This window comes from Chryseobacterium paludis, assembly GCF_025403485.1.
Classification (GTDB): Bacteria; Bacteroidota; Bacteroidia; order Flavobacteriales; family Weeksellaceae; genus Chryseobacterium; species Chryseobacterium paludis.
The window spans coordinates 4,099,613-4,125,107 of sequence record NZ_CP099966.1; the positions used below are offsets into that span (position 1 = coordinate 4,099,613).

General features: G+C 32.8%; 24 protein-coding genes and 1 tRNA gene. 13 read left to right on the forward strand and 12 right to left on the reverse strand.

Translation table 11 applies throughout. The features are described 5' to 3' along the window. Window positions 1–6: 6 nt before the first annotated feature. Genes NG806_RS18645 through NG806_RS18655 form a run of 3 tightly spaced genes read left to right on the forward strand, consistent with a single transcriptional unit; the run spans window position 7 to window position 2,483 of the window. Window positions 7–1,380 carry a DUF4153 domain-containing protein gene (locus NG806_RS18645; protein ID WP_261511009.1) on the forward strand — a complete coding sequence of 458 codons (1,374 nt, stop codon included), beginning with the start codon at window positions 7–9 and terminating at the stop codon, window positions 1,378–1,380. A gap of 5 nt (window positions 1,381–1,385) precedes the next feature. Further along, a complete protein-coding gene (locus NG806_RS18650; protein ID WP_214831276.1) occupies window positions 1,386–1,922 on the forward strand; it encodes a hypothetical protein in 537 nt (178 codons plus the stop codon). Between the two features lie 48 nt (window positions 1,923–1,970). Next, complete coding sequence (locus NG806_RS18655; protein WP_261511010.1) at window positions 1,971–2,483, forward strand: hypothetical protein; 513 nt, start codon at window positions 1,971–1,973, stop codon at window positions 2,481–2,483. Window positions 2,484–2,545: 62 nt separating this feature from the next. On the opposite strand, the gene NG806_RS18660 is transcribed toward NG806_RS18655, so the two are convergent. The 4 genes from NG806_RS18660 to NG806_RS18675 form a co-directional block, all read right to left on the reverse strand. Next, the gene (locus NG806_RS18660) at window positions 2,546–3,532 is read right to left on the reverse strand and encodes a S8 family peptidase (protein ID WP_261511011.1); all 987 of its coding nucleotides are present in this window, start codon (window positions 3,530–3,532) and stop codon (window positions 2,546–2,548) included. A gap of 50 nt (window positions 3,533–3,582) precedes the next feature. Further along, a complete protein-coding gene (locus tag NG806_RS18665; RefSeq protein WP_261511012.1) occupies window positions 3,583–4,236 on the reverse strand; it encodes a hypothetical protein in 654 nt (217 codons plus the stop codon). An 86-nt stretch (window positions 4,237–4,322) separates the two neighbouring features. After that, window positions 4,323–4,772, reverse strand: a complete 450-nt coding sequence (gene dtd / locus NG806_RS18670) for a D-aminoacyl-tRNA deacylase (RefSeq protein ID WP_214831279.1) — start codon at window positions 4,770–4,772, stop codon at window positions 4,323–4,325. A 9-nt stretch (window positions 4,773–4,781) separates the two neighbouring features. Beyond that, window positions 4,782–5,234: a hypothetical protein gene (locus NG806_RS18675; RefSeq protein ID WP_214831280.1), complete on the reverse strand. Its 453-nt coding sequence runs from the start codon at window positions 5,232–5,234 to the stop codon at window positions 4,782–4,784. A 109-nt stretch (window positions 5,235–5,343) separates the two neighbouring features. Between NG806_RS18675 and greA the strand changes: the two genes are divergently transcribed. The 7 genes from greA (at window position 5,344) to NG806_RS18710 (ending at window position 11,247) form a co-directional block, all read left to right on the forward strand. Next, window positions 5,344–5,814 (forward strand): transcription elongation factor GreA, encoded by a 471-nt coding sequence (greA, locus tag NG806_RS18680; protein WP_214831281.1) that lies wholly within the window; start codon window positions 5,344–5,346, stop codon window positions 5,812–5,814. Window positions 5,815–5,835: 21 nt separating this feature from the next. After that, window positions 5,836–6,225 carry an HIT family protein gene (locus NG806_RS18685; RefSeq protein ID WP_261511013.1) on the forward strand — a complete coding sequence of 130 codons (390 nt, stop codon included), beginning with the start codon at window positions 5,836–5,838 and terminating at the stop codon, window positions 6,223–6,225. Between the two features lie 65 nt (window positions 6,226–6,290). Continuing rightward, on the forward strand, window positions 6,291–7,475 hold the full coding sequence (gene clpX / locus NG806_RS18690; protein WP_214831283.1) for an ATP-dependent Clp protease ATP-binding subunit ClpX: 1,185 nt from the start codon (window positions 6,291–6,293) through the stop codon (window positions 7,473–7,475). Between the two features lie 81 nt (window positions 7,476–7,556). Continuing rightward, window positions 7,557–9,545 carry a T9SS type A sorting domain-containing protein gene (locus NG806_RS18695; RefSeq protein WP_214831284.1) on the forward strand — a complete coding sequence of 663 codons (1,989 nt, stop codon included), beginning with the start codon at window positions 7,557–7,559 and terminating at the stop codon, window positions 9,543–9,545. Window positions 9,546–9,550: 5 nt separating this feature from the next. Beyond that, the gene (locus tag NG806_RS18700; protein ID WP_214831285.1) at window positions 9,551–9,781 is read left to right on the forward strand and encodes a signal peptidase; all 231 of its coding nucleotides are present in this window, start codon (window positions 9,551–9,553) and stop codon (window positions 9,779–9,781) included. A 61-nt stretch (window positions 9,782–9,842) separates the two neighbouring features. Then, window positions 9,843–11,129 carry a TlpA family protein disulfide reductase gene (locus tag NG806_RS18705; RefSeq protein WP_261511014.1) on the forward strand — a complete coding sequence of 429 codons (1,287 nt, stop codon included), beginning with the start codon at window positions 9,843–9,845 and terminating at the stop codon, window positions 11,127–11,129. A 44-nt stretch (window positions 11,130–11,173) separates the two neighbouring features. Further along, window positions 11,174–11,247: transfer RNA gene (locus NG806_RS18710), tRNA-Met, on the forward strand. A gap of 254 nt (window positions 11,248–11,501) precedes the next feature. Here the strand turns inward: NG806_RS18710 and NG806_RS18715 are convergent. The 4 genes from NG806_RS18715 to NG806_RS18730 all read right to left on the reverse strand — a co-directional run bounded on the left by NG806_RS18715 (window position 11,502) and on the right by NG806_RS18730 (window position 17,165). Further along, entirely contained in the window at window positions 11,502–12,800 is a 1,299-nt protein-coding gene (locus NG806_RS18715) for an HlyD family secretion protein (protein ID WP_214831287.1), read from the reverse strand. A gap of 71 nt (window positions 12,801–12,871) precedes the next feature. After that, window positions 12,872–13,078 (reverse strand): hypothetical protein, encoded by a 207-nt coding sequence (locus NG806_RS18720; protein WP_261511015.1) that lies wholly within the window; start codon window positions 13,076–13,078, stop codon window positions 12,872–12,874. 49 nt (window positions 13,079–13,127) lie between these two features. Continuing rightward, window positions 13,128–15,320 carry a peptidase domain-containing ABC transporter gene (locus tag NG806_RS18725; protein WP_261511016.1) on the reverse strand — a complete coding sequence of 731 codons (2,193 nt, stop codon included), beginning with the start codon at window positions 15,318–15,320 and terminating at the stop codon, window positions 13,128–13,130. A 339-nt stretch (window positions 15,321–15,659) separates the two neighbouring features. After that, window positions 15,660–17,165: a vitamin K epoxide reductase family protein gene (locus tag NG806_RS18730; protein ID WP_261511017.1), complete on the reverse strand. Its 1,506-nt coding sequence runs from the start codon at window positions 17,163–17,165 to the stop codon at window positions 15,660–15,662. A 292-nt stretch (window positions 17,166–17,457) separates the two neighbouring features. Here NG806_RS18730 and NG806_RS18735 point away from each other — a divergent pair, with 292 nt between their 5' ends. Continuing rightward, complete coding sequence (locus NG806_RS18735; RefSeq protein WP_261511018.1) at window positions 17,458–19,689, forward strand: CocE/NonD family hydrolase; 2,232 nt, start codon at window positions 17,458–17,460, stop codon at window positions 19,687–19,689. Between the two features lie 319 nt (window positions 19,690–20,008). Here the strand turns inward: NG806_RS18735 and NG806_RS18740 are convergent, their stop codons facing one another. The 4 genes from NG806_RS18740 to NG806_RS18755 form a co-directional block, all read right to left on the reverse strand. Continuing rightward, window positions 20,009–20,995, reverse strand: coding sequence for a DUF3810 domain-containing protein (locus tag NG806_RS18740; protein ID WP_261513124.1), 987 nt, complete (start codon window positions 20,993–20,995; stop codon window positions 20,009–20,011). A gap of 61 nt (window positions 20,996–21,056) precedes the next feature. Then, a complete protein-coding gene (locus NG806_RS18745) occupies window positions 21,057–22,826 on the reverse strand; it encodes an MFS transporter (RefSeq protein WP_261511019.1) in 1,770 nt (589 codons plus the stop codon). Between the two features lie 40 nt (window positions 22,827–22,866). Next, a complete protein-coding gene (locus tag NG806_RS18750; RefSeq protein ID WP_214831293.1) occupies window positions 22,867–23,595 on the reverse strand; it encodes a lysophospholipid acyltransferase family protein in 729 nt (242 codons plus the stop codon). A gap of 3 nt (window positions 23,596–23,598) precedes the next feature. After that, window positions 23,599–24,057: a GtrA family protein gene (locus tag NG806_RS18755; RefSeq protein WP_214831294.1), complete on the reverse strand. Its 459-nt coding sequence runs from the start codon at window positions 24,055–24,057 to the stop codon at window positions 23,599–23,601. 228 nt (window positions 24,058–24,285) lie between these two features. On the opposite strand from NG806_RS18755, the gene NG806_RS18760 reads away from it, so the two are divergent. Both NG806_RS18760 and NG806_RS18765 read left to right on the forward strand, forming a co-directional pair. Then, window positions 24,286–24,549, forward strand: coding sequence for a hypothetical protein (locus tag NG806_RS18760; protein ID WP_214831295.1), 264 nt, complete (start codon window positions 24,286–24,288; stop codon window positions 24,547–24,549). 85 nt (window positions 24,550–24,634) lie between these two features. Further along, window positions 24,635–25,486: a BadF/BadG/BcrA/BcrD ATPase family protein gene (locus NG806_RS18765; protein WP_214831296.1), complete on the forward strand. Its 852-nt coding sequence runs from the start codon at window positions 24,635–24,637 to the stop codon at window positions 25,484–25,486. Window positions 25,487–25,495: the final 9 nt, after the last annotated feature.

Consider the following 25,495-nt stretch of genomic DNA (forward strand, 5'->3'; position numbering starts at 1 on the left):
TACATCATGAAAACACATCATTATATATTACTTACAACTGCCTTCTTCATCATTCTGTTTTATGATGAAAATGTAGGACTAAACCTAGGTATTTTAGGAATTATTTATTCTGTACTTACCTGGCATAAAACACCTGAAAGAAACAAGACAAAAGTTTTTTATATCTTGGTTCTTACAAGTGTCCTTTCTTCTGTAGCATTTGCCTGGTATGGAGATTTTCCTTCATTTTTGGCAGTTGTAAGTTCCCTTTTACTTTTATCCTATAGATCTAAAAATAAAAGGATGAAAACTCTTTTACTAATTCCTGTTTTTGTAGTGAATTGCTTTACATTTTTCTGTCGGTTTTTTAGTTTTGATCAGTGGCTCCCAAAAAGGAATATTTCCAGGTTATGGCAGAAGCTGTTTGCATTTATTCTTATTCCTACAATATTAATAGCTATTTTCTTTGGAATTTATTCTGTGGGGAGTGATCATTTTGCCAATCTCTTTACCAACATTGAATTAGATGTCAACTTTTGGCAGTTATTCTGTATTACAATTTTAGGGACATTTATTGCCTTTAATTATTGGACCTATACGGTTGAAAAACTTATCTACAAACAAAACCATGTTTTAGATAATACTTTTCATGAGAAAGATAAAACAGTAAAATCAAGCTACTCTTTTCTGGACCTAGATGCCGAAAGAATGAGTGGAGTGATCTCCTTTTTCTCATTAAATGTTCTGCTGATTTTTTTTATAATTACCTATAATTACGAACAGTTTTATGAGGTGGCAAAGACCCCTAGCCAACTTTCAGAAGAAACACATGAAAGGGTAAATGCTGTGATCATGTCGATCATTATGGCAATACTGGTGATCATGTTTTACTTTAAATCCAGTTTCAACTTTGATCCAAAAGCAGGATTATTGAAAACTCTGGCTAAGATTTGGATATTGCTGAATGCTGTATTGATCATCTCTGCAATGATAAAAAATTCAGAATATATTATTAATTACGGTTTTACTTATAAAAGGCTTGGAGTTTATGGATTCTTGATCTTGGCATTGATTGGCCTGATAATGACCTTTATTAAAATTCAAGGGAAAAAAAGAAATGCATTCTTATTTAATACAATGACCTGGTATTTTTATGGAACAATTTTGGCTTGTAGTTATATCAATTGGGGTGGTTTTATAACTTCCCAAAACATGAAACGAAATGATTTTGTGGTTAATTATCATGTAAAATCCATTAATTTCAGTGATAAAAAGTTACTGGAATATGCCGAAGAAAAAAATGATAAAAATTTAAAAAAACAAATTATTAGTAAAGTAGAAAAAGAGAAGTCACCAACCTTTCTTTCAAAAATTCTTTACTATGAAACATTAAAAGAATAGTTATTATGAAAAAGTCCTTATTGCTGATCCCACTGATTATTATTTCTTGTAAAAAAGAAGCAAATACTGAAACAGCGAACAAAGATTCGATCATGGTTAGCGAGCAGCCTCATCCCGAATCATCAGTAGATTCTGTTGCGCTAAGACAAAAAGATTCGCTTATTAATAATTCTCCCGTCACTAAACATGTTTTAAAAAAAGGCGTGATGAGAAGTGAAAAAGAAGGTCAGATTATAAGAACTGCTGATGCGTCCCAACTTCCCTTTACTGTAGGAGAACAATTTACAAAAGATGGGCAGGAGTTGATATTAAAGATTACTAATTATAATAAAGCTGACCTTAAAGCCTTTATTTCTACTAAAGAGAAAGATTTTAACATTAGGTTTAATCAAATAAAACTGCCAAACGGAGATTATGATGGACCCTTTGGAAGAGATATTTTTTATCAGGTTGCAGGAAGAGGAGAGATTTGGTTAATTATTGGAAAAAGTAATATGGCATCAGGAAACACAAAAGGAAGTTTCTCTGTAAGTGTAGAATGATCTTTGGTATAGTTTCTGTAATGTATCCATTATTAAGATTTACTAATTATGAAAAATATATTTTTAACGGCAATAGTAGCTTCAGCTGCTCTTGTTAGTTGTGGAACAGTACAGTCATTGGTTCAGAATACATTCCCTTATACAGCAAATGTTTTAGTATCCACAGGAGTACCTGCAGACAAAGAAGTATCTTCTACTGCTACAGCTTCCAATGTGCAGACCTGGTTTGGTGGAAATAACAATGCGAAAATAAAAGACGTGAGATTAGCAGATGCGAAAATTTCTGTAGTTTCTCCGGCAGGTGGAAATTTAAGCGCTTTAAAAAGCGTTAAAGTATACATTTCTTCAACAGGTACAGGAGAAAGATTAGTGGCTTCCCGTACCAATATTTCTTCAAACAACTCAAGTCTGAATCTGGATCTGGATAATAACGGATTTCTAGATGAAGTAGTAAAGAGTAACGGAGTAACCGTAAGAACAGTTTATGAGCTGAAAAATCAGACCAGTTCAGATATGAACTTAAAGGTAGCACTTAATTTCAGCAGTATACCTGCGAAATAGTTTTTATAAAAGTTTATTAAAAAAACGTCTCTCAAAAAATGGGAGACGTTTTTAATGATAGTTTATTGTTTAATGAATTTTTCTACAACTCTCCTTTGTCCATCAGTAGAGTGAATGAGATAGTTGCCTTTTGGAAGATTTGATATATCAATTTTTTTATCCGTTAAAATAGTTCCTTTTGATACCAACTGTCCCATCATATTAAAGATTTCAAAATTGACCTCTTTATCCTCAGAATTTCTAATCGAAATAAAATTTGATGCAGGATTAGGATATATTTCAACTTTTAAAGGACTTAATGTCATGGTCTTTGATGAAAGCGTAGTACGGCTGCTTTCTAAATATTCTATAGCAGCCTTGATATTTGGAAGAGGGCCGATTTTTGTCGTCAGATTACCACCTTGAGGTATTCCTGTACTGATAAGGATATTTCTCATTTCGGAAGGACTAAGGTACTGTCCGGTTTGTTGGAAATTAAAAGATTGTATCAGTATTGCAGCAGAAGCAACGATGGGTGTTGCTGAACTTGTTCCGTTAAAGAGAGTGTATGTTCTGTTATTGTCATTGTCATATTTAGCCCAAGAACCATAACCCGCGGCTAGAACATTTTGACCCCAACCCTGTACATTTACTCTTGAACCATACGTGCTGAAGCTTAATCTGGAATGTTGAGATGTATCCGAGCCGGCTCCGACAACGATCGCACCACTATTTCCCCTTGCATTGTAAGCCGAATAAAAGGAATTATCCAGATTTTCATTTCCATTTCCTGCAGCGGCTATGATAATAATTCCTGAATCAGTTGCTGCTTTTGTCAGATCCCAGACAACATTATTATATTCAGCAAGAACATAATTGGAATTCTGTCCTCCAGTTTGCATTTCATATAAAATAATGTCTCCAGCCTGAGACGCATTTATTGAACGTGTAACAGCAGCCACTCTATTGTATGAACTTGTAGTCCATTCCAGAAAACCCTTCATTTCTGTTGCGTTATATGCTGTCCCCGAAAGTCCGATATTATCTTTTGCTGAACCAAGGATACTCATCACAGCAGTTCCGTGGTCAAGATAACTATAATAAGAACTGTTAGGATCCGTTAATGATGAATTGGGTAAACTCCGGATTCATATTGAATCGCATTTCGGGTAACAAGCATTTCATGAGGTTTGTGGAAGCCATATTCCACATCACGGATTCTTACATTTTGACCTGTAATTCCTCTTGACCATGCATAATTTACATTGATCCCTGGATTACCAAGTAAATAATTCTGAGAGGTTTCCAGATTTGGAGTGGCAACAAAGGTTTTGGTAAATGGAGGAGTTATAGGTTCATTGCTTAGTATAGAAGCATATTCCACTTCCGGGAACCTTTCGAAATCTCGTGCCAGCCTTACCATATTATCATTATCTTTTATCGGGCTCTCAACCTTATAAATTCGTTTCAGCTTTTCAATGGACTCGCCTGATTTTTTATACTTTTTACTGGCTTCAATCATTTCATTCAGTTTCTTATCACTGAAACCAAGCTCATCAACAAATGACAGTTCATTTTTTTGGACAAATTCCTTCAGGGAAGGATTCTTATTTAACACCGCATTAATAAGGTCATTTGGATGACTGGTTTTAGAAAAACAAACATAGAGTGAATGTGATTTCGAATTTTTTTCAAGTTGAAACTGCCCTTTTCTGTTCTGTCCGAAAGATAGCATAAAGCAGAAAATCAATAAAAGAAAGATTTTTGTTTTCATAGTATTTTGTATTAAAATTCAATATTTGGTGAAATAAATTTATTAAATTCTATTGATATTTTAATATTTTTTATGAAATTTATAATCTATGATTTCGTTTGACTGTCCATTACAATTGTTACAGGTCCGTCATTGATGAGAGAAACCTTCATATCAGCGGCAAAAATCCCACTTTCTGTTTTTAATCCGGACTTTGCAATCTCCTCTTTAAAATAGTCAAAAAGAGGAATTGCTTTATCTGGCTTTGCAGCCTTTATAAATGATGGGCGGTTTCCTTTCTTATAATCTGCGATTAACGTAAACTGGCTTATACAAAGAATTTCTCCTGAAATATCTTTTATTGAAAGGTTAAGCTTTTCGTCTGCATCGGCAAAAACTCTGAGATTGAGTATTTTCTGAACCAGCCAGTCTGCATCTGTCTGTTCATCATTTTCATCTATACCAATGAGAAGCATAAAGCCACTTCCAATTTCACCTACGATCTTTCCATCTACTTTTACATGAGCTTCAGAAACCCTCTGTATAACGACTTTCATAATTTAATTTTAATAATAAATACTTAAAACTCTTGTTGCAGGATCGTAATTATAAGGATAGGTTTTAGGAGGTAGGGAGGTAACAGATGTTGGATTTCCAGTAAGTAAGATCCAGGTAGCATTATCTTTAGGGCAAACAATGCTTATGTTATTTTTAACCTCAAGAGTGGTGTCATTATCAGGACAAAGATGAGGTGCATTTCTATCAAATACTTTAAATGTATTATTACTTCCACGCACTACAATCAGACCTCTGGTTCCGGATTGTTGTTCGTCTACATAGAGCCAGCCCTGTGGTTGCGTCAAATTAAAATAAGCAGGAAGATTAAGGTTTAAAGTTACGTTAATAGGACTCGTTGGAAAACAACTTACAGTATCTTCTCTACTTCCGCAAGAATTTATAGTTAATGCACTGATTGTCAATAAGGTAAAAAAGGATAAGATTGAAAAAGTTTTTTTCATTTCAATTTAAATTTTTATATATTTGTAAAAATTAAACGATTACAACACGAAAACATTGTCCGACAAATGTCGGATTATTTTTTTATACTAAAACTAAATTTTGAAAATTATGGCAAGCTATGTTACAAAGGAGGGGTTAGATAAAATGAAAGCTGAGCTGGAACAGTTAGAAACTGTAGAAAGACCTAAAATTACTCAGCAGATAGCAGAAGCAAGAGACAAGGGTGACTTGTCTGAAAATGCAGAATATGATGCAGCGAAGGAAGCGCAGGGAATGCTTGAAATGAGAATTTCTAAACTTAAAGATGTTATTTCTGTTTCTAAAATTATAGATGAAAGCCAATTAGATACTTCAAAAGTTTCCATTTTAACGACTGTGAGACTAAAAAATAATGCAACTCAGCAAGAACAGGTATTTACTTTGGTTCCTGATAATGAAAGTGACTTGAAAAGTGGTAGAATTTCTGTGAATACACCTATTGCAAAAGGGTTACTAGGAAAAGTTATAGGTGAAACTGCTGAAATCACTCTTCCAAATGGGAATAAGTTATCTTTTGAAGTATTAGAAATCACTCTGTAATACATCTAATTTCTGATCAATATGAGTACTATATTTACAAAAATCATTAACGGTGACATTCCTTCGTATAAAATTGCAGAGGATGAGGATTTTATAGCATTTTTAGATGCTATGCCATTAGTGAAAGGACATACATTGGTTGTTCCTAAAAAAGAAGTCGATCTTATTTTTGATTTAGAAAGCGAAGAGTATAAAAATCTGTGGGCATTTTCTCAGAAAGTGGCAAAACAGATTAAAATTGCAATTCCATGTATTAGAGTAGGTGTTGCGGTAGTAGGATTAGAAGTTCCTCATGCGCATATTCATCTGATCCCATTAAATAAAGTGGAGGATATGAATTTCAGAAATGAAAGATTAAAATTAACGGACGAAGAGTACATCGAAATTCGAAACTCAATTATTAATTCTTAAAAATTAAGAGATCGTAAAAAAGAAATTTTTTGCGATTTTCTTTAACATATATATTATATAATAGTATGAATTCAAACCAATGTTCTTTCTGTGGCAGAAAAAGAAATGAAGTGCAGATGCTTATTTCTGGTCAGAACGGCTTTATTTGTGAAAATTGTATAGAGCAGGCTCACTCCATTGTTAAAGACAGTGCTACTAAAACTGAATTTTCACCGGCAGAAAACATAGATACCCTGAAAAAGCCAAAAGAAATTAAAGAATTTCTTAATCAATATGTGATCGGACAGGATCAGGCAAAAAAACAGCTTTCGATTGCAGTTTACAATCACTATAAAAGATTACTTCATGCTCAGGAAGAAAATAGAGAAGTTGAGCTTGAAAAATCAAACATAATAATGATTGGTGAAACAGGAACGGGAAAAACATTATTAGCAAAGACAATAGCTCGAGAGCTTAATGTCCCGTTTTGTATAGTAGATGCGACAATTTTGACCGAAGCAGGTTATGTCGGAGAAGATGTGGAAAGTATCTTATCAAGGCTGCTTATGGTGGCAGATTATGATGTTGAAAAAGCGGAAAAAGGAATTGTATTTATCGATGAGATCGATAAAATAGCCAGAAAATCTGATAATCCAAGTATTACAAGAGATGTTTCCGGGGAAGGGGTTCAACAGGGTTTGTTGAAGCTATTAGAAGGAAGTATTGTAAATGTTCCACCTCAGGGAGGTAGAAAACATCCGGATCAGAAATACATCCAGGTAAACACACAAAATATATTATTTATTGCTGGTGGAGCCTTTGATGGTATTAAAGAAATTATTGAAAGGAGAATGAACAAACAGGCGATAGGTTTCAGCTCCGAAAAAATAAACAACGTGGATGAAGATGAATATGTATTAACAAATATTAATGCAATTGATCTACGTTCTTTCGGATTAATTCCCGAACTTTTGGGAAGATTTCCAATCATAACGTATCTTGATAAACTTACCAAAGAAACAATGGTACGCATTATGAAGGAACCGAAAAACTCAATTGTAAACCAGTTTGTAGAGCTCTTTAAAATGGATGGCACGGAATTGGTATTCACTGATGGTGCTATTGAAAAAATTGTAGATGAAACTTTGGACAAAGGATTGGGAGCCAGAGGACTTAGGGGAACAACCGAAAAAGTATTGGAAGACCATATGTTTGCAATAGGTGAAGAGAAAAAAATAATATTAACGGAAGATAATATTATTATTAAATAATCAAAATAATTTTTTTGTTATGAAAAAAATCATACCTTTGCGGGTGAGATTGTATTATAACACACACAAATAATTTATACAATGAGAAAAAGTTTATTTGCTATAGGTCTTTTAGCAATTAGTTATTCTGTTCAGGCGCAGATATTATGTCACGTAGACGCTAATGCTAATATGTATGTAAGTAAGGGCACACTAGTTTATAGTGGTGGAGGTTTACAAATGAAAGGTAATGGTACTATTGAGAACCATGGAAATTTTATGGTTGCTGGTACAGCAACAGACCTTATCAAAACTATTGATGCTTCAAATGCAGACAAAACAGAAACCAATGGTGGTGGTAATTTTATTAACAAGCTTAATGAACCTACTGCTTATGCATCTGTAAATACAAACAGTTCTGCATCTACTCCCGTTTATACTTACGGACAGTTATTCGTTACAGGTATTCCCCAAGCGAATATTACAGGAATTGTCGATCAAGAATTCAGACAGATCCGTCATGGTGATTACCAACAAGTTGGTATGCCTTTCTTTATGAAAACCCCTGCTACTCTTAGTGCTGAATTAGGAAAAACGTTTAATGGAGTGAGAAATTCCAAAAACGGAATACTTCACTGGGATAATACCAGAGCAGAGTGGCATCATTTACCTAACATAAATGGAATCTATAAATTTGCAGATGCTGCTTATGCATATGCTTATTGGATTCTTGGAGGGAATGGACTTGATGTAAGCAGTGTAACACGTACTGTAAAAGGACGTCCACTAAGTGATGTAGATGCTTCACAAGTGAGTGTAACTTTACAAAACGCAGGTACAGTCAATTTTGGAGCAAATGGTTCTAGTTTGAATGATTACAAAGAAAAATACAACACCTACATTCAGGATGGTTTCGAAATAGCTGCAGGTGGAACAGCTTGGACTGGTAATTATGGTAAAAACTGGTATCAGTATGCTAATCCATTCCTTACCAATCTTGACTTATCTAAAATTGCATATAATGAACCGGCAGCAAATGGTGACGGTGTCAATCTTAGCAATATCTATGGGGTAAGACTTGATGTTTCAGGAGTTATAACAAACGCAAATGGTAGTAGCTCCACATCATATAAAGCAATCACATTCAGTGCTGGTGTTCCAACTGGAGATGTTGATTATATGTTGGTAAGACCTTTAGGGGCATTTGCTATTAAGCTTAACAACAATAGTAATACAGATGTTTTAAATTTTTCTAATTTGAGAAGATTTAATTACTATAGTAGAGATGCAAATACAAATTATAATGTTAATGCAAGCAGAAATGCAGCAAGTAGTTCACAAGGAACTGTAAAGCAATTGGGAATTATAGCTCTTGATGCTAATGGTGCTGAAATTGGAAAAACTTATTATGTAGTTTATCCTAATGCAACTACAGGAAATTCTGCAACTGCTAGAACTCAATATACAGCTTCAACAGCTGACGTTGTAGGTACTTTCGAAGAAAGCACCAACGGAGGTTATGACAATAACTACACTGCAAAGTATTGGTTATATATCAATGAGGCTAATGAAAACAATTTTAAAGGGAAAAATGTTATGTTAGCTACTTATAGCAACAAAATAAAATCTTTTAAATTTGAAATTAGAGAAAATGCTGAACTAGTAAGCAATGGTACACACCAATTGTCTTCAGGTGTTGGTTTCTATTATAAAGCTCCAAACGGAGCAGTAACAGAAGCAAAACAAGGAGATGTTATTCCTGCTACTGGAACAGAATATAGTCTATATTATGGGGCACCAAATGAATCTTCTGCTAGAATTGTTGCAGGTGAAGCATCTGTGGTTAAGCCTTCAAGAACTAAAGTAGTTTATAATCCGGATATTACAAACTATATTGTAAGATTTGATCCGGATTGGAAAAAAGCAGATATTGAAGTTTATGATATGAGTGGTAAGCTGGTTATCTCTAAAAAGGCAGTAAATACTTCTACAGATTTTGTAATTGAATTAAATAATTCTATTAAAAATTCTTATGTTGTAAAAATTGTTTCAGATAAGGGAGAAACTGTTAACACTAAAATCTTAAAATAAAATATATGAAAGCTTTGAATAAATTAATATATGGTCTTTTCCTTTTTGCTGTTTTCTTGGTCAATGCACAAGGAAGTTCAGGTCCAGGAGGAGGGCAGCCTCCACAACCAGGTGATGGTGGTGGGAGTGTAGGTCCGGGAGCTGCTCCAATTGATATGTATGTATATGCGTTGTCAATAATAGCAGTCTTACTTATTGTATTTTTCACCAAAAAGTACAAAAACCAGAAAATATAAAAATTTTATTAAAATACTTAAAACTCACTGATTAATCGGTGAGTTTTTTTATTTTTACATTATGAAAAAGATTTTTGTATTATCAGCAGTTTTATCTGCTTTTTCTTTACAGGCTCAATTTACGGTAACTGTTCAGGCACCAGCTGATTTTAAAGATCAAGATGCAATTCTATATACATTAAATGGTTCTAAAGATATTGTTTTTACAAAAGAACAAAGTAAAAATAATGTATGGACTTTTAAATATCCCCAGAACTATGTGGGAATGATGAAAATGTATTTTCCTAATAGTAACAATACATTTAATTTCATTTCTGAGAATAAGAATGTAAGTATCAAACTGGATACTCAAAGCAATAAAATTAAGGATGTCATTTATCAGGATGAATCCAATAGTTTAATGAGCAAACAACAGGAAGGTTCTCAAAAAAAGGAATTAATATTGCCTGCATTAGCTCAGATTAAAGAGTATTATAAAGATAGTACTGATTTTGGTAAAGCTTTGAAAACTGAAATCAATCGTTTATCTGGTGAGGGTATTGAAGTGAATCAAACAGACCACCCATTTATTTATTACTATAATACCAATTACGCTAAGTTTTTAGGCAATGATCCTTCTAAAAAAGTTTCTCAGGATGATATAATAAACTTTATTGATAAGTCTAATGATATGCTTGAAACTTCATCATTATTGAGACCCGTATTAGTGGCTTATCTTAATTCTGGGGGGAATACTAACGTCGGAGGCTCTGTTGATAAATTGTTAAACCAGTTAAAAGTAGAAACGCCACGGGGCCAAACTGTACTATCTGAATTAATAGACATTTTTGATGTTTATGAGATGGCAGACCTAAAGAAAAAGTATCTTGATCAAGCCCAGAATCTAAAATGTACAATTACAGACAGATTAGCATCAACGCTTAAATCGAATGCTAATGTACAGATAGGTGCTTCTTTTCCTAACTATAAGTTCCAGTCTCCTGTTAATACAACAGCGAAGTCGATCTATGATGTGAAAGCTGATAAGAAGATTGTTGTGTTCTGGTCATCTACTTGCTCTCACTGTGAGACCGAGTTGCCTAAACTTTTAGAAAAGTATAATGATCTTAAAGCGAAAAATATACAAATAATAGGACTTTCATTGGATATTGATAAAGATTCTTATTCTAAGAGAATTGCAGCTTTTCCTTGGATCAATGACTCTGAGTTGAGAGGATGGAATAGTAGTTATAGTGAAACCTATAATATTCATGCAACACCGACTTATTTTATTTTAGATGCTAACAATAAGATAATCAATAAACCAGATCATGTTGCCGATGTTTTGGAGCTTTTTAAGCTAAAATAATTTTGGAGGTATAGAAATATTTTATATATTTGCACCACCAAAAAGGCGAGGTAGCTCAGTTGGTTAGAGCGCAGGATTCATAACCCTGAGGTCACGGGTTCAATTCCCGTCTTCGCTACTAAAAAGGAAAGGTAATCTGATTACTTTTCCTTTTTTTATTCTCTGTATCCAAGGTTTTTCTGAGTATAAAAAACGAGCCAATTTCAAAAGTTAGAAAATGGAGTATGGATTCCTGTTAATTTATATTTGAAGTCATATTCCTTGAGCTTTCATAACGAGAAAGGTAATTATAATTATAAATTGAAGTCTATTTATTTTTGCATAAGAAAGGCCCACAATAATTTATTGTGGGCCTGTATATTTTAAAGATTATTAACTTTGATATCCAAGTAGCTTTCTGATCTGGTAGAAGAACCTCTCTATAAGTCTTAGATCCTGAGTTACAATATCTGCGTTACCTTTAAGTTCTTTATCGAAAGTAAGTGTTCTGTTATAAGAAGTTTTCAAGCCTTTAGGTAGCACTACATCTACATAGTAATTGCCTTTGTCATCAGTAGAAAGAGAGATATTTTGAACTTTACCTTCTACAATACCATACTCCTGGAAACGGTAATTATCTAATTTGATCAATACTTTTTCCCCTGGAGTAATTTTACCTGAGTTAATAGGAGGAACGTACATTCTTCCTACCAGTTTATCTTTATTTTTAGGAAGTATAGATAGAATAGCATCACCTGTTTTTACGAACTGATTCTCTCCGAAAAACTGCTGAAAGCTAGCAATACCATCTGTTGAGGAAATAACCAGGAAATTCTGCTCCCACTGTTTCAGGGACTTTCTTAATTGTTCAAATAACTGTAAACTCTGTGAAGAATAATTGATTTTATCTTTTTCAGTATTAATGGCAGTTCCGCTTTTTGTTTTATTTAGATTGGAAATGGCTTCTTCCATCTGTGATAATGAGATGGTTATATTTTCCAGATTTTGCTGAGCCTGAAGATATTTTATTTTTTCACCTTCAAGTTCTACGGATGCAATTACTCCTTGAGTGAAAAGATCCTGAGATCTTTGATAACTTTTCTTTGTAAGCTCATATTTTGCCTGCTCCAGGCTTTTTTGTTGTTTTGTAGTAGCAATTCTTACTCTATACTCAGAAATACTCTGATTGGTTGCCAGGTTCTCGGGTGCGTAAGGTTGAAGCCTTGTAAAAAGATCCTGATCCTGGAATGCTTTAGCAAAATTATTGTAATCACCTTGCAGCTCTCCAAGTTTGAAATGTGAAGTCTCATTGATAGGGAAAGAAGAAAGCTGATTAGGGGCTAAGGAATCTATAATTTTTTTTAATTCCAGGACATCCTTATAATTGGCTGCAGACTGCATAACCATAAGAACATCATTTTTTTTAACCTCCTGGTGATCTTTAATAAAGATTTTTTCGATTTTGGAATTCGTCCTTGCTTCAAGCTTTTCAGGCGGATTTTGTGATGTAACAACAATTGGTGCTGATACAAATTCGGGATACTTTATTATATAGCTCATAATTAAAATGAGGATCAGTATAATAAATATAATGGTATTTCCCCAGCGAATCATCCAATGGGGCGGCCGTGTAAGAATATCCTGAACACTTTCTGAACGAAGTTCTATATTATCTAAAATTTCTTTTTCCATACAAGAATAAACAATTGAAAATAAAAATCCTCAATTTGAGGATTTTGGCTAATCTCTAAATAATTAAATTATTATAAAGGTAGTTTGTAATCACATTTTGGGTCATTACCCATCTCAACACCTGGAATTACTTCTCCTCCCGGACAGTATTGATTGCAAGCATTCCATACCTTGTTGACTCCGATGATACAAAAACAGTTACAAGGATAAGCTGGAATTGGTCCTGCACCTTGAATTTCTTTTAAGTTTTGTCTTTTGATTTTCTTTAAATCTTTCATAATGAATATTTTTTATGATTAGTATAGTGAAGTTAATGAAAAAAATAAATTAACTTCCAAGCTCCAGTTGATTTTTTACAAGTCTGTAATACTCACCTCTTAGCGCCACTAATTCCGCATGATTTCCTTCTTCCACTACTTTTCCTTTATCAAGGACAATGATTTTATCGGCATGTTTCACTGTGGAAAGTCTGTGTGCAATAACAATTGCTGTTTTTCCTTTGAAAAACTGTTCCAGATTTTCCATAATAACTTTTTCATTGTTTGCATCCAAAGCAGAAGTGGCTTCGTCAAAGAAGATGTACTCCGGTGATTTATAGACCGCTCTTGCTATAAAGAGTCTTTGTTTTTGTCCACCACTTACACCAACACCTTCGTTTCCTATTTTAGTATTGTAGCTTAACGGAAGCTCTTCAATAAAATCTTTTATATTCGCAATTTCTACTGCCTTTCGTAGTTTTTGTTTGTCTACATAATCTTCTCCTATGGCGATATTGTTCGCAATAGTATCATTGAATACATATCCTTCCTGCATTACCACACCACAATGATCTCTCCAGAACCTTGGTGAAACATTTTTCAGTTTGGTACTTCCGATTTTAATATCACCTTTATTGGGTTCATAAAACTTCATTAAAAGCTTTAGTAAAGTTGTTTTACCACTTCCACTGGCTCCAACAATAGCAGTGGTTTTTTGATAGGGAATACTTAGACTTAAACTTTCAAAAACATTAACATCAGAACCTATATATCTGAAAGAAAGATCCTCAATTTCTATGTCTTTTTCTGGAAGCTCAGAAACATACTGTTCATCTTTGTTTTCTTCATCATCTTTATCGTGTATTTCCCCTAATCTTTCAAGTGAGATTTTAGCATCCTGAGTTTGTTTAATAAAATCAATAAGCTGTAACAAAGGGCTGTTCAGTTGTCCTATAATGTATTGTACTGAAAGCATCATACCCAGAGTTAGATTTCCATCTAAAACTAATTTAGCGGAAAGGAAACTTACGAGAATGTCCTTCATCTGATTAATGAAATTACCCCCAACAGATTGCCATTGTTCTAATGATAATGATTTAATCCTGATTTTAAACAATTTAACCTGCAAAAATTCCCAGTCCCAACGTTTTTGCTTTTCAGCATTATGCATTTTTATTTCCTGCATTCCGTTGATTAATTCAATTACTTTGCTCTGCTCCTGGGAAACTTGGGAAAATCTTTTATAGTCAAGCTCTTTTCTTTTTGCTAAAAAGAAAGTGATCCATCCGATATATAAAATAGCACCTACTAAATAAACAATAAATAATCTGTAATCATACATTAACAGTACGATACTGAAAATAATTAAATTAACAAGTGAGAATAATGTATTCAGAGAGGAATTGGTAAGAAGTTGTTCAATTCTATGATGATCATTAATTCTCTGCATGATATCACCCGTCATTCTTGTATCAAAGAAACTGATAGGAAGTTTCATAAGCTTGATGAAAAAATCGGAGATAATAGAAATGTTAATCCTTGCCGAAAGATGAAGTAAAATCCAGCTTCGAATGACTTCAATACCCATCCTTCCAAGGAAAAGCATTATCTGAGCCAGTAAGACAAGATAAATGAAATGTAAATCCTGGTTTTGGATTCCGACATCTACAATACTTTGAGTAAGGAAAGGAAATATGAGGGATAGTAAACTTCCTGCTAAAAGTCCTACTGCCAGTTGAATGACCAGTGATTTATATTTTAATAGATATTTAGAGAGAAAAGAAAAGCTTGCCTTACTTTCTTTATCATCAAATTCCGTCTGAAAGAAAGCAGGAGTAGTTTCTAGGATAAGAACAATTCCCTCTTCTGTCTTTTCAGTGGCATTTTCACCTATCCATAATTTTATAAATTCATCTCTGCTGTAGGTTATTAATCCATAACTGGGATCCGAGATGAAAACCTTATTATTCTTGTCGATCTTGTAAACAACCACAAAGTGATTTTTGTTCCAATGCACGATGCATGGAAAAGGAACTTCTTCAGCAAGTGTATTGAAATCGACCTGGACTCCTAATGAACGGAATCCTAAGTCTTCAGCAGCATCGCTTAGCCCAAGCAAACTACTCCCTTCACGAGTTGTTTCTGAAAGACTGCGTATTTGCTGTAATGATATACTCTTACCATAATGTTTACTAACTATTCTAAGACATGTAGGGCCACAATCTTTGGCATCCGGCTGCCTGTAAAAAGGAAATTTCTTCAAAATTTATAATCATTTAAAAATGTCGTCAAATAGACGACATTCTTTATTAATATTTTTTAATATCGACTTTCATTAAAGCCCACAACTATCATCAATGATTAAGTATCTTGCTGGTAAAATATTATAAATCTCTACAGGACAATAGGTATGACATAGAGCTGCTGTCTTAAGAAGCGGACCTGTTATCAGACCGCTACTTACACTTCTAAAGTTCTGATGTGAAAGTTTTTTTAAATTTTCCATGGCAATAGTTTTGATACCTTTAGCTTTCTGTGGTTTTCAGGGGTACTTTAATTTTTTTCCTAAATTAGTGAATTCTGTTAAATTATTGTAACTATTTTAAATTTCTTCATCTTCAATTAATTCATCAATAAAATAATGAATGTCTTCGCGGTCATATTTATCAGGAAATTGGAATCCGTTAATGATAAAGATTGGAGTAAAGTTTAATCCAGCATCTGCATTTTCTAGTGACATTAAATTAAGGGGGTTAAGATCTTCTAACTGACCGTTTGATCCCGCTATTTCTCTGATTTGCTTTTCATCTTTATTTTCAAACCAGGTTTCAATTGCTTTTAAAAACTCACTTTCATGTTTATTTTTATAAATATTTGTGAAATCTGATAGAAGACCTGTAGATTTTTCATTTGATTTTTCTGAAAAATAATTAAATCGTAGTTGTGCAGAAAGTTCATTAGGGTATTTTTTTAACAAATCTTCCAGGATCTCATGAGCACCCTTACAAAAGCCACAATATGGATTTGAAACAACGGAAATACGAAGTTTAGCATCTTTATTTCCCAATGAAAAAGTTTGGCTGTCAGTAAAAGTAATTCTTTCATTTTGAACAAGCTCCCTTTTGAATAGGTCATAATTTCTTTTAAATCTCAAGTTTTTAGCATTTGATTTTTGAAGACTTTCCTTATCTGTAAGAATAGTATTGAAATAAGAAACTGCGAAGAAGATGATTCCCCATAATAATAAGCTTAATATAGCAATGTTTGTATTGAAATAGAAGTTTTCAAAAAAGGCTAATGTTATAATGAGCTGTGCTATTAAGATTGAAATGATCAGAAGGCATACACGACAAAATGTTTTTTCGACGAAAGCTTGTATATAGACAGAATAACCTATGGCAATCAATGAAACGATTGTGAAACCTTTTATTACATAACCTGTAGCGGGTAAGAACAGTCCTAATACAGCAATTCCTATGAAATAGATTAGTGAGAAATCAGAAAATTTCAGCCCTAGAATACTTGTTTTATCTTCATTAATAATTTTATTACATGAATTGATGGTTTGATTTGCAGCGGTATCACCACATATACTTCCTATAACAGCTGAAGTGTTTCCAAATTTCTGATTAAAAATTTCTAAAGAAATATAAACTCCAACTACAGACAATAAATTGAATAGGATCGTGTACCATGAATAATTTATAATAGAGTAAAGAAGAATTGTTCCTAAAATTGCATATATGAAAGGTTTGTAATTAGATATCTTCTGTTCCGCATTCACGGTTTTTTCAAATAGTAAAACGAAATCAGTTGCATTTTTATAAAGCTCTTCTTTATTTAAAGTTTTAGACTTATCAGAATAAATAGAATATTGAGCTCCCGTTTTCTTAACTAAAGAGAAAGAATTGTCGACTATTGCAATGAATTCTTCGGGAAGTTCATCCCAATATTCCTTATCCAATTCGTAAGCATCATTTTTTACGCCCAAAAAGTTAAGAGTATCGCTAAAAGCTAATGCAGATGGGTAGTTAGGGTGTGAATTGAATTGGAAAAGAAACTCCTGTTTGTCTAGTTTCAAGTAGCTAATTAGTTTATCTAAGGTCATGTTAATATTTTTATCTAAAATACAAAGATGTTTTAAAAAAGCAAATGGTTTTTCATTTTTATGGGACTTATTAGGTTTTTTTCACAGTTGATATACAGGGTTGTTTTATAAGTTTCTGATAATTATATACTTATTGCTAATTTACATAAGATTAATCAAGTTTGTATGAAATAATATTACTTTTGTTAATGTCAATCATCTAGGGCTATATTTTCTTTTTTCTTTGTTAATTTTGGGATAGTATAGAACGTTATTGAGCTTCTAATAAATAATTTTTATAATCTGATTTAAAATGAAAATTAAACTTATAATCACTGTATTATTTTTTATAAATATACTGTCGGCACAAAAAATATACTTTCCTAAAACTGCTGCATCTGATTCGGCAATTTTAGAAAAAAGTATTTCAAATATTGCATCTGGAATTGTGGGGAAATATGAGAGAGCCAAGAAATTGGATTCCATAGAGAAACTATTTAAACTGGAAATTTTAGCCGGGCGTTTTAAAAAATCCATTACTACGATTGAGAAATATAGAATAGCTTTTGCAAACCCTAAAAGCGCGTGTACTAAATTTATTAATTATGAAATATATGCTTCAGCTAAGGATATAGAGAAAAATGAAAAAATGACTTTTCCAAAAGCCGTAGAGAAGGCTTTTAATATTAAATATGCCACACTTCCTGAAAAATATTCATTTCGAATAGCAGAGGTTTTTAACGAAGATATGCCATTTCAGAAAAATAAATTAAAGAAATCACTGGCTTCATTGAAAACAGACAGTCTAACAAATGCTTTAGGAATAGGGTTGGCTGTAAGCTATTTGGATTATAAGGTTTCTTCCGGGATTCAATCAAAAGTGACTGAATTACTGCTTTTGAAAGATAAAGAAAGGTATAATGTAGAATCATTTGATCTTAAAACACGAACTGGAGGAAATGTAACCTTGATAATTACGCGCAGAAAAGGGAGCGAACAATCTTTGCCTGTTATTCTGACAAATAATATTTATGCTGGAAAATATGATTATGCTTTAGGAAAAAGAGCTGTAGCATATAACTATATTGGCGTTGTAGTAAACACAAGAGGTAAGAGGGATAGTAAGGACGATATAGAGCCATTTGAACATGAATCACAGGATCTTTATGACGTGATCGATTGGATCAGTAAGCAGCCTTGGTGTAATGGCAAGGTTGGAATGATAGGTGGAAGCTACTTAGGGTTTAGCCAGTGGGGAGCTGTGAAGAAACTTCATCCCGCTTTGAAAACAATCGTTCCCCAGGTTTCTGTAGGTATTGGCATAGATTATCCTATGACGAACAATGTATTTATGAGCTATATGCTGCAATGGATATCTTACGTAACAAATAATAACTTAACAGATGAATCTGATTTTAAGAATTTCACTAAATGGGATTCGATAAATAAGTCATGGTATAAAAGCGGAAAATCGTTTAGAACCCTTAACTCTGTAAAAGGGCAAAAAGATAAAATCTTTCAAAGATGGTTAGATCATCCAAGCTATGATGAATTTTGGAAGAATATGGTTCCTTATAAAAACGATTTTTCGAAAATAAATATTCCTGTTCTTACGACTACAGGTTTTTATGATGATGACCAGCTTGGTGCTATGTATTACTTTAAGGAGTATTATAAATATAATAAGGATTCAAATCATTATTTAGTGATGGGTCCATATGATCATGGAGGTGCTCAAAGTTATGGGATCAATGAGCTAAGAGGCTATAACCTGGATGCTGTAGCACGAATAAACATAAGTGATTTAGCCTTTTCTTGGTTTGATTATATTTTAAAGGATGGTGTGAAACCAGAATTGTTAAAAGATAAAATAAATGTTCAGATTATGGACACAAATGAGTGGCTCCATGTTCCGGTATTGGAAAAAACACATAACAGTAAACTGAAATTTTATCTCGCAAAAAAGAAAGATGAAAAATTAAGTTTAACGAAAGAAAAGCCAACAAAAGGAGATTTTGTAAAGCAAACTATTGATTTTAAAATGAGAGATGATAAAGATGTGTATTTTAAGGTCAGTAAACAGGATAGTCTGAACATTAATAATTCTCTTGTATACGAAACAGAAATATTAGATAGAGATATTATAATTAGTGGAGCCTTTAATGCACAGTTAAAAGCAGCTATAAATAAAAAAGATATGGATATCACGATCTCTTTATTTCAGGTAAAACCAGACAATAAAATTTTCTTTCTATCGGATTTTCTGGGAAGAGCAAGCTATGCTGAAGATAGAGAAAAGAGAAAGCTCCTGAATCCGGGTAAAGTAGAAACTATTCCTGTTATTAATTCGATGTTTGTCAGTAAAAAGATACCAAAAGGAAGCCGTCTTATAATATTGCTGGGAATTAATAAAACATCTGCATATCAGATTAATTATGGATCGGGAAAAGATGTAAGTGACGAAACCATAGATGATGCTAAAGAGCCGTTGGAAGTAAAGTGGTATACGGATAGCTATGTAGAAATTCCTACCATCGAAAAGTAGAGTTATTTGAAATTGCTAAAAAATAGAAATTAAAAAATATCTTGATTTTATGTGATTTTTTAATTCAAATAAGCTTGTTGATAAATTTTTTATATTTAATTAAAAAAAATACTACAAATACTATAATTTCATAGTAAACTCAAGTAAACTTAAAAAATCATAAAGTTTTCATAAAGTTTTACAAAAGGGCAAAAATGTTTTTGTTTTTATAAATATTATTGTACTTTTACATCGCCTTGAATGAGGGAACAAGTCAAGGTAATAAATTTTTTTTCATCATTTGTGTTTTTAGAATCGTATCGCCTGATACGATTCTTTTTTATTGTTCATAATTCAGCAGTAGATCAATGAAATAGGAGTATGTGACAGAACCTTCCTGTTGATTACTTTGTAGAAAAAGATTGTTGGTAATACCAAAGAAATCATCCAGCCATCCCTGATGTTTTAAAATGAAACTCCTTTCATATAACTGGTCTCTTTTCATTCCTTTAGAATAATGGTTTAATATCGATTTTACGAAGTTTGGGTCTTCTTCAATAATGAATCTTAAAAGGCTTTTTAACGTAAAATATTCAGTGCTATATCTTAGTTCCAGGTTTTTGGAATTTACACCTACTAAATAAGCTATAAAGTTAGCTTCCTGCTCCCTTGCGAATCCCAATTGATGCGAGCTTTCGTGAGCCAATGTAAAAGGGATAAATGAAGACGGTAACATTGAATTGTATTGAGCTTCTGCCGTAAAAGGGTTGTAATATCCTAAAATCCCACTATAGTTCATTACATTTCTAAATAAGCTGGATTTAAATGAATTAATTTGGGTTCCTTTTTTATCAGAAATATATTTTGGAAGTTTTAGTTGTTGTAAAATAATTTCTTCTTGAATTTTTTTTAAGTCACGGGCTAAAAAGATTCCATTTTTATCTTCAGAAACCTGTGTTCGGGTGGTTTTACATTTTTCAAGATATCTAAGAGCTAATTTTTTAGCTTTTATTACATTTGGTTTTTCCTGACTCTTTAATTTCTTTATGATCGGAGTTTGAAAATAGAGCATTCCCCAAGAAACCTGATATGAAAAATAAAAGAGATTAATGATCAATAGGAGTTTTAAGATAGCATTATTCCTTTTTTTCTTTCTAAAGCATTGATAGATCAAGTAAGCGGCGATAATGCCTGATAAGACATAAAAAAGATCACCAAACGAAAAAGGAATCCATGAGAAGATAATCTGATGAAATGCCTTTTGAAATTCAAAAAACTTTTCGAAAATGGAAATAATTATTTTCGATTTTGAAAAAAGAAAAAACAAAAGAGATTGGGCAAGTAATATACCCGCCCAAAATCTTTTTTTCTTATATATTTTTAAATTATTAGTGCGCACCTTCTGATTCTAAAATGTCCACGTTAATTCCTTGCTTAGATAATGTTTTTTTAGCTAAATAAGCAAATAATGTAATATATGCAAAGCACAGTACAGGAATGAAATAAGAACTGTGAATACCGATAATATCAGAAAGCTTTCCTTGTAAAGGAGGAATAATACCACCTCCTAAAATCATCATTACCAAGAACGCTGATCCTTGAGCAGTATATTTGCCTAAGCCTGTAATTGCTAAAGTGAAAATAGATGGCCACATGATACTACATGCTAAACCTCCTGAAAGGAATGCGTAAATGGCAACATTTCCTGTGGTTAATAATCCTATGATCATCGCTGTAACTCCAAATATTCCAAAAATGATCAACGTTAAGGCTGGTTTATTTTTGCTAATTAAGAATAAGATGATCTGAATCACGATACAAATGGCATAGAAATAAAGATGTGACATGTCTTTTTGAGCAATTGTGTTGATGCCTATAATTACAAGGAATGCAATAAAAGGAACAATCACAGTAGCAATTGTTTGTTGTCTCTTGCTCAAATTAAATACAGTAATTGCACCTGTCCATCTTCCAATCATTAAACTTCCCCAATACATAGAGATGTAGGGTGCCAGATCTGAAGATTGATGTCCGCCGAATTCCGGAAGGCTTAATAGTTCACCTAAATTACTTCCTATGGCTACTTCAACACCAACATAGGAAAGGATAGCGATCATTCCTAAAACCAATTGTGGGTACTTCATAGCTCCCCATCCTTCTGGATTTTTTTTCGAATTTGTATTCGCGAATAAAAGAGAAATAACGACTACCAGTAAAGCTCCTCCCAGATACATCATTCTTTTTTTCTCTAAAGGATGTTTTACTGTTTCAAGTTCAACTTTTTTATCTACAATTTGTTGTTTTAAATCTGTGATTTTTACAGCATCTGTTTCTTTTTTTAGACTATTATCTAATGCCGTTATCTGGTTGTTGAATTTTTCAACAATTTTTGCTTCATCTGAATTGTAACTTCCAAATACTGGAATAAAGAGCAGAACTACAAGAATTGTCATTACAATTAAAGTTTTTCTGGCTTTTCCAGCTTTTTCCATAGGTTCAGTAGAGATACCGTCTGGTAATTTCTTTGAAAAATAAAAAATACCTGCAGCAATCAGGAATAGAGCACCAACAGCGGTATATAGTAAAATTACTTTATCAAGAGCAAGATGCTTTATTTGATCATCATCTACGGTGGCTGTTGTTCCAAAAAGAGCGAGCCCGACGATAATTGGTCCGATGGATGTTCCAAAGGAATTAATTCCCCCTGCCAGATTTTGTCTGCTGGCACCTGTTTTAGGGTCTCCCAACAATACAGCAAAAGGATTGGCCGCAGTTTGTTGTATCGAAAAACCTAATGCTACTACAAAAAGACCAACGAGCATTCCATAGTATACGTTACTTTTTACGGCAACAATCATAATGGCTGCACCAATAGCGGAGAGGAGCAGTCCGTAAACGATACTTTTTTTATAACCCCATTTACCAATAATATCAGTTCCTTTTATTGTACTAAATATAAAAAGTAGTAACGCTCCTAGAAAATAGGCCGTATAAAAAGCAAAATCTATTAATTGAGATTGAAATTGATCAAGTGAGAAGTAATTTTTACAAAATGGGATAAAAATACTATTGCCGGCAGCAATAAAACCCCAGAAAAAGAATACAAGTACAAGCGTATAAAGTGCCGGGTAGTTAGTTGGTTGATTTGTTTTAGACATAATTTGTTAAAAATTTCGCAAACAAATATAATTATTTCTTTTAAATAGAACGTTCTAACAAGGTTTTTTTTATTTCGTTAAAAGCCTCACTTTTCATCTCTTTTTGTGAAACCGATGGCTCCATAACATCATTGAAATATACTTTTACTTTTCCAGGATGACCTTTGGAATTATCAAATGGAAATATTTCTTTTAAACCTACAAAAGTGTAAACTGCTATTGGAGACTGATGTTTAGTAGATAAAGTAAATGCTCCATCTTTGAATTCATCCAATATGATGGAAGTGTCGTCAGGTACTCCACCTTCCGGAAAAATAACAATACTGTTTCCTTCCTCCATTTTTTCAGCACACCTTCTGTAAACATCAGCACGGCTTCTTGCACTCCCCCGGTCTACCATGACACATACTCTTTTATAAATGGTACCGAAAATAGGAATCTTTACCAATTCTTTTTTTCCTACGTAGCAAAGTGGATGATTGGGAAATAAAATACATGGAAGCATGATGTCCATGATGGATGTATGGTTTGAGATAACAACGTATTGTCTGTTACGGTCAATTTTTTTGTCAGTAAGGTTGATGAGTTCGTAGCGCAGTCCCATTCCATAAAACATTCCATAGCACCAGAAACGGATAAATTTATAGGCGTATTTGTAATGTTTTTTATTAAAGGATAAAATATAAACAGGGATTCCAAAAACAATCGTTAAAACAAAGGCTAATATCAGGAGCCAGAATCTCCATGTATAATTTAAAATCTTTACCACAGGTTAACCATTAAAAATTATTTTCTTTTTGACAGAATAGTTAAGAATGGAAACTAATAAAATCGCTGCAATCTTACTGAGTATTTCCGGGCTCAAGGTATAAAAAATTAAATTGATATTGTCTTTAAATATAAACCTATAGAATATCTGAAAGAAGCTAAGGCTTAGTAATGTTGAGATGAAAGAGACCACCATAAAATAAGCAAATTCTTTTCTTTTAGAGTGTTTACCTCTTTCAAAGACAAACCAGATACTTAAAAAATAATTACTTATGATCCCGCAGCTTGTAGAGAAAATATTACTTAAAGGATAATGTATCCCATGGAAATTTGTCTCTGACTGCAAAAAATGAGGAAGGTGGGTACTGAAGATTTTAAAACTTCCTATTTCCACAATAGCACTAAGTCCTCCTGCTAATATGAAGAGCAATATTTGTTTCTGGCGTAGTATTAATTCTCTCATCGAATTTATCTGATGTGCAAATTTATAACTATATGTTAAACAGTAAAAAAAGATGTTAAATATTTTTTTTTAATCAAAAATAGTTCTAATTTTAGTTTTAGAAATATATAAAAACCACCTGATAATAAATTCATTTTCAACTAGTTGTGTTGATGGTATTTTCTATCTTGTAATGCACGTTTGAAAGCATTTTCCAGAACTTTATAACCAATTTATAATAATATTTGTATGAAAAGTCAAAACAAATACAGAAAATTCCAGCTCCAACAGAAAAATATTGAAGCTCTTGAAAGAGAAAATTCCCGATTCAAAAGAGTCTATTCTGAATATGAAAATATGTCTGATGAACTTTGGAATCTTGAAAACTCCAACGATAAACAAATACCAGATGATTTTATAAATGCAATGATATTACAAACTTCATATCTCGAAGATGAAATTCAGGATTGGCTGATACAGTTCAATGAAAAAAAAGATGATATAAAACATTAGTAATACATACTAGCTTCTGACTTGTTTGTAAAGCTATTTAGAGATAAAATTCATAATTTAGCATCCTTAAACTAAAATGTAATATATGGTTGCTATTGTTGATGGTGGTTCTACCAAATGTGATTGGGTGATTTTAGACGATTTCAAAAAGATCTTCATGAAAACGGAGACTATTGGCTTTAATCCTAACAATATTGCCGCAGAACTTATCGTACCTGAAATTGAAAAGAACATCAACCTTAGTGCTGTCAGAAATTCTATAACAAAAGTATTTTTCTATGGTTCAGGTTGTGGAATACCAGAAAATTGTGCCACTATAGAAAGAGAACTTGCCAAATTTTTTACTAAAGCAGATGTTTTAGCAAAAGAAGACCTTATGGCTGCAGCATATGCTGCTTATACCGGGAAACCTGCTATTGTCTGTATTCTGGGAACGGGTTCTAATTCCTGTTATTTTGATGGTGAGAATTTAAAAATAAAACTTCCGTCCCTTGGATTCCTTATTGGAGATGAAGGTAGTGGAAGTGCAATCGGTAAGCAATTGGTGCGTAGGTTCTTTATGCAAAAGCTTCCCGAAGATCTGCATTTCCAGTTTGAGGAAACTTATCATTTAACAATTGAGGATGCATTAAAAAATATGTACCATACCTCAAGACCAAATGCATATTTAGCGAATTTCAATAAATTTGTTGTGGAAAGAAAGGATCATCCTTACTTCCAGAAAATGGTGTTCGAAGAAATGAAAAACTTCTTTGAATATCAGGTTCTTCCTTACGAAGAATCAAAAGAAGCCGAAATTAATTTTATTGGCTCTATCGCATATTATTATGAAGAGACTCTTCGTTCTGCAGCTGCAGAACTTAATTTAAATGTTGGTAAAATTGTACAGAAACCTATTGAAAGTTTAGTCGATTATCACATTAAATATATACTTTAAAAATAAATT